Origin of the sequence: Sphingobium sp. (assembly GCF_035511395.1) — a bacterium.
Classification (GTDB): domain Bacteria; phylum Pseudomonadota; class Alphaproteobacteria; order Sphingomonadales; family Sphingomonadaceae; genus Sphingobium.
Genome location: NZ_DATKFP010000070.1, coordinates 1 through 4,468 on the forward strand (window position 1 = coordinate 1; position 4,468 = coordinate 4,468).

7 protein-coding genes are annotated in these 4,468 nt (G+C 61.8%); 2 read left to right on the top strand and 5 right to left on the bottom strand.

Features of this window, described 5'->3' with window-relative positions:
- On the bottom strand, positions 1–594 hold a 594-nt coding region (gene mobQ / locus VMR39_RS04035), incomplete at its 3' end, for a MobQ family relaxase (RefSeq protein ID WP_325414593.1).
- A gap of 172 nt (positions 595–766) precedes the next feature.
- Here mobQ and traD point away from each other — a divergent pair.
- On the top strand, positions 767–1,090 hold the full coding sequence (traD, locus tag VMR39_RS04040; RefSeq protein ID WP_325414595.1) for a conjugal transfer protein TraD: 324 nt from the start codon (positions 767–769) through the stop codon (positions 1,088–1,090).
- A gap of 16 nt (positions 1,091–1,106) precedes the next feature.
- Positions 1,107–1,346, top strand: coding sequence for a conjugal transfer protein TraD (locus VMR39_RS04045; RefSeq protein WP_325414597.1), 240 nt, complete (start codon positions 1,107–1,109; stop codon positions 1,344–1,346).
- A gap of 24 nt (positions 1,347–1,370) precedes the next feature.
- Here VMR39_RS04045 and VMR39_RS04050 read toward each other — a convergent pair whose 3' ends face one another.
- The 4 genes from VMR39_RS04050 to VMR39_RS04065 form a co-directional block, all read right to left on the bottom strand.
- A complete protein-coding gene (locus tag VMR39_RS04050) occupies positions 1,371–2,267 on the bottom strand; it encodes an HNH endonuclease (RefSeq protein WP_325414599.1) in 897 nt (298 codons plus the stop codon).
- A 54-nt stretch (positions 2,268–2,321) separates the two neighbouring features.
- The gene (locus VMR39_RS04055) at positions 2,322–3,251 is read right to left on the bottom strand and encodes a HEPN domain-containing protein (protein WP_325414601.1); all 930 of its coding nucleotides are present in this window, start codon (positions 3,249–3,251) and stop codon (positions 2,322–2,324) included.
- Positions 3,252–3,327: 76 nt separating this feature from the next.
- Positions 3,328–3,573: a sigma factor-like helix-turn-helix DNA-binding protein gene (locus tag VMR39_RS04060; protein WP_325414603.1), complete on the bottom strand. Its 246-nt coding sequence runs from the start codon at positions 3,571–3,573 to the stop codon at positions 3,328–3,330.
- Entirely contained in the window at positions 3,570–4,457 is an 888-nt protein-coding gene (locus VMR39_RS04065; RefSeq protein WP_325414605.1) for an ArdC family protein, read from the bottom strand. Before VMR39_RS04065 ends, VMR39_RS04060 begins: the two co-directional genes overlap by 4 nt.
- Positions 4,458–4,468: the final 11 nt, after the last annotated feature.

The window sequence follows — 4,468 nt, forward strand, 5'->3', positions numbered from 1 at the left end:
GCCCTGCGCTTCCAGCGAGCGGTGATCGATCCGGGCGTCGATATCGAGCTCGGCCAACCTCTCGTTGACGTGTTCGGCCCAGGCTTCGCGCCAGTGGGTGAGGAACTCGGTCTTGTTCCAGTCGCGCACCTTGGCGCCAAAGCCTTCGTCGGTGACTTCGCGAAGCCCAAGCATCACATGGGCATGCGGCTTGGCGAGGCCGTCGGGCCCGATGTCCCAATGAACATTGAGATCAGCGACCATGCCCCGATCGACGAACTCCTTTTGGACGAAATCGCGCGCCAGTTCGATGCCATCGGCCTGGCTCATCTCGCGGGGAATGGCGAACTCGACTTCGCGGGCAAGCTGTGCGTCCTTGCGCACTTCCACGGCCTCGACGTCGTTCCACAGACGCTCGCGGTCGCGCCATTCCTCGGGGGCGCCGTCAGGCAGCAGCACTTCGCTGTGCACAACGCCGGCCTTGTTCGAGAAGTCGTGGTGCCGGTCGAGCCGGTCATCGCGCAGCCGCGAGGCCGAGCGGTAGGCGGCCGCTGCCACCGCCGAGGAGCCGACGGCGCGGGAAATCACTTTGGCCGAGAAGTGGTAGATCGCCATGACGGCAATCCATTTACACTCAAAAGCGCACGTCGGCACGACGTATAAGCGCGCCCTCGAAAGATTTCATCAGTCTCGGGAACGCGAAATCTCAGGAGATTTCACGATGTTGTGACTAATCGGGAACCTCGATAATTGGTTCGTTCCGCTCCATCAAGGGAAGGGACGAACCATGCGCAAACCCCGCGATTATGATGCCGAGTTGAAAGCTCTGGGTGACAAGGCCAGGCAACTGAAGAGCCGCAAGCAAAGCCAGCTCGGCGAGCTGGTCATGGCGACCGGCGCGGATGAACTCACCATCGAGGAACTGGCCGGGGCCTTGCTCGATGCTGCCGCTGCAGAACGCCCGGCGCGGGAGGCGTGGCGCAAGCGGGGCGCTGCGTTCTTTCGCGGGGAACGCGAAGACGCTGGCAGTCGCACTAGCCGCGAGCAGGGCGGCGCTGCGAAGGACGACGGCCGCGCGCCATCGGCTGCAGGCGAAGCAGGCGCGCCATGATCGCCGGGACTGGCAAGTGAAGCGGCGCGAACGCACGCGGCATCTGATCGAGCTCGGCGGCATTGTAGTGAAGGCTGGGATCGTCGAACTTACCGACGATGATCGCGCCGCAATCTTCGGACTTCTGGTCGAAGCAGTGGCGAAACTGCGTGGGCCGGATCGCGAACATGCACTGGCGCTCTGGCGGCGGCGTGGATTGCGAGAGTTTGCCGATGAAGGATCAATCGCGGCGGCCCATTCAGACAAACCGAATTGAACGTCCGGCGGTCAACGCGTGGGATCAGTGCTTGAAACAATTCTCGCGATGCCAGGACAGGAAACTGGGATGCGGTCTGTCTGCACCCCTCACAGGCGGCATCGCAAAACCGGTGCGATTGACCAGCGAGCGAATGCCGTCAGGATCGTTCGCTTGCCGGCTGATCAGGATTTCCAAATCGTCCTTCAGGCTGATGAGCCCGCGATCGAACATCCAATGGACCGTTCCTGACAGAGCCAGGCCGTTGTTGACGATGTCGGGGCCGCCTCGTTCTACGGGGCGAATGTGGGCGGCTTCAACCTCGGCTCTGCCACCACCGTTGATGAGCTTGAGGCCTGTTATCGCGCACCGTGCGTCGTAGGCGGTGACGACGCGGCGGCGGAATAACCGGTCCCGCACCAATCTCGATCCGAGGTAGGCGACACGGTCCCGCTCGATCTCGTGAAGGAAGGGCGTCCGCTCCTCGCGCAGGGAATTGTCGCTCTCGCTATCGACGCGCGGGAGAAAATCGTCCTCCTCGGCAGTGCCGAGATCGATGATGCGATTGAAATCCGTAATTGAAAGTGGGCGGACTGCGGACTGTGCCCGGCCCGATATTTTACCGGCCTCGTTGAGCACACCAAGCTCGACCAGTCCGAGAACGCCGTTGAACGGCACAGGATTGACGAAGTCGAGATATGTACCCGGCTCGATCAGCGCCAGATACATGTCCTTCGCCTTGGGATCGGGCACGACCTGGGCGACCTTCGCGGCGGCAAAGTAGCCGCGCGTGCCCTGGATCTTGCTCGGCTCGTAATAGATGATCCAGTCACCGACACAGGCGCTCACGCGCCCGAGGTACTGGTTTGGAAATTGATATCGTTCGGCCGGACTGTCGTCGTAGATGGAATCCGACCGATGAATGAAAACACCCTTGCCCATCGATCACGAATAGCCGTTCATCTCCGGCAATGAAACTCTTCGATGGCGGGCCATTCAACCCGCCTCGCGCGCCGTCGCTTCAAGCTGCGCGATGCGTTCCGAGCAGATTTCGTGGACGACGCGGCCCAGTTCCTCGACGCGTTCGCCAAGCCAGGTCAGCTCTTCTTCGCTGACCCTGTAGTGCTTACTGTAGCGCGCCTTGACGTAGGCCTCCTTGAGCTTTTCAAACATCGCCCGGTGCTTGCGGTTGTCTGTTGGCCAGACGTAGGTCAGCCGGGCATCGAGCCGCTCGGCCTGCGTCCGCAGGAACGCCAGATTGTGAACATGTGGCGTATAGAAGCAAATTGTGAGCAAAACGGCGTGGTACAGTCTCTCTGTGGCCTGGTGCAGCATGAAGGCTGCGTCCTTGTTCCAGCCACGCTTGAGGTCGTCGCCGAAATTAACGTGGGCGCGCATGGCACTCGGGTACCACTCCTCGAAATACTCCCGCGCCATGTCCAGCGCGGCATGCGGCGTCTTGGGCTTGGGCTCGTGCAGTTCGATATCGTCGCTCTCGTAGAGCGCAATGCCGTCGCGGGCCACGTCCATGAAAAAGTACCGCCCATGGGCGAGCCCGTCGTTCACCTCTTGCAGGGTGTGCACGATGAAATTGACCGGGGTCTTGATGGTGCCGGCAATGCCGTATTCGCGCATCAGCCGGTCATCGACCTTGGCCCAGTATTTGACGCGGTCGGTCAGCCGCTTGTCGTTGACGATGATGAGCAGGTCATAGTCCGACTTGTAACCCTTGGCGGTGTGCGGCTCGTCGACCCAGTTGCCGCGCGCATATGACCCGTAGAGCAAAACCTTGAGAATGCGGCCCTTCTTCTTCCACTCGTGCTTGGCGAGCGCGAAGGCGTCTTCGAATTCCTCGAAGATGAGCTGGAGCACGCGTTCCAGTTCGCGCTGCTTGTTGGCGGGAAGATGATCGAGATCGCTGCGCATGATTGTCTCTACCCTGTCGGGCTTGCCGCGCGATGGCAAGTCATTGGACTGCAAGCCATCACGCGGGACATGTTGATCACCACGGCCACAGCCGCAGCCACCATGGTTCGGGCTCACGCAATGTGCGCAAGAATATCTTGAGCGCCGTTGCAAATTCGGCCTCGACCTCGCCCGCGCTCATGCCATGCCGCTCGGCGAGTTCGGAATAGCCGATCTCCTCGAAGCGCATGGCCCAGAAAATCGCGCGTTGCCGCTCGGTCATCCGGCGCAGGGCACGATGGCCCCGCCGCCGAAAGACATGGGGTGGAAGCCGATCGGTCATGACCGCACCTCCCCGCCCGAGAGTACAAAGTCCGCCGCCTTGCTGGCGGCACTCGCGGCCCGGAAGATCGCCTTCTCATCGGCGCGCATGACTTCGAGCCACGCGCCGATGTAATCGCTGTGCCGGACCGTGGGCTGGATGCCGAGCGAGGTGCAGGTGAAGGCGGCCGCCATCTCGGCACACAGTTCTTCCTTGGCATAGGCAGCCGATCCGAAGGCGCCCGACTGATCGCGGTTCAACCGGCTGACATGGCCGCTGTGATGCCCAAGCTCATGCAGCGCCGTCCGGTACCAGTTGATGGGATCATGAAAGGCAGCCTGCGGCGGTACCTGCACATAGTCCTGTACCGGCGAATAGAACGCCTCGCCGCCACCGATCCGGAAATCGGCACCGGTCGCGGCAATCACGCGGTCGGCCTCGGCAATCGCCATGACGGGATCGGGCACCGCCGGAATGCTGGTCAGCTCCTCGGGCAGCCCCTCACACTGATCCAGATTGAACACGGTGAAGCGCTTGAGGCAAGCAATGGTCCGCGCCTCGCGATCCTCGCCCCGTGCCTTCTCGGCTTCGTCCTTGGGGGTGAAGCGGTCGGCATAGCAGATGACCGTTCCCTTCTCCCCGCGCCGGACATGACCGCCTGCCTTCTCGGCTTGCTTGAATGTCAGACAGCGCTGTGAGCCATATCCCTGTTCGATCCCCGAGGCCCACAGGATCAGCACATTGATGCCTGAATAGACACGACCCGACGCTCCATTGTGCGGCATCGTGCAAGGGAATCGCGAGGCATCCCACGGCTGCACCCATGGGAGCCTGCCTTCTTCCAGATCGGCGATGATCTTGGCGGTAACCTCGCCATAAAGGTTCTGACGCTCCGACGTGCTCATGGTCCTTCACT

Coding starts and splice junctions, on each gene's coding strand:
- traD (WP_325414595.1), top strand. CDS start 767: ATGCGCAAACCCCGCGATTATGATGCCGAGTTGAAAGCTCTGGGTGAC.
- VMR39_RS04050 (WP_325414599.1), bottom strand. CDS start 2,267: ATGGGCAAGGGTGTTTTCATTCATCGGTCGGATTCCATCTACGACGAC.
- VMR39_RS04055 (WP_325414601.1), bottom strand. CDS start 3,251: ATGCGCAGCGATCTCGATCATCTTCCCGCCAACAAGCAGCGCGAACTG.
- VMR39_RS04060 (WP_325414603.1), bottom strand. CDS start 3,573: ATGACCGATCGGCTTCCACCCCATGTCTTTCGGCGGCGGGGCCATCGT.
- VMR39_RS04065 (WP_325414605.1), bottom strand. CDS start 4,457: ATGAGCACGTCGGAGCGTCAGAACCTTTATGGCGAGGTTACCGCCAAG.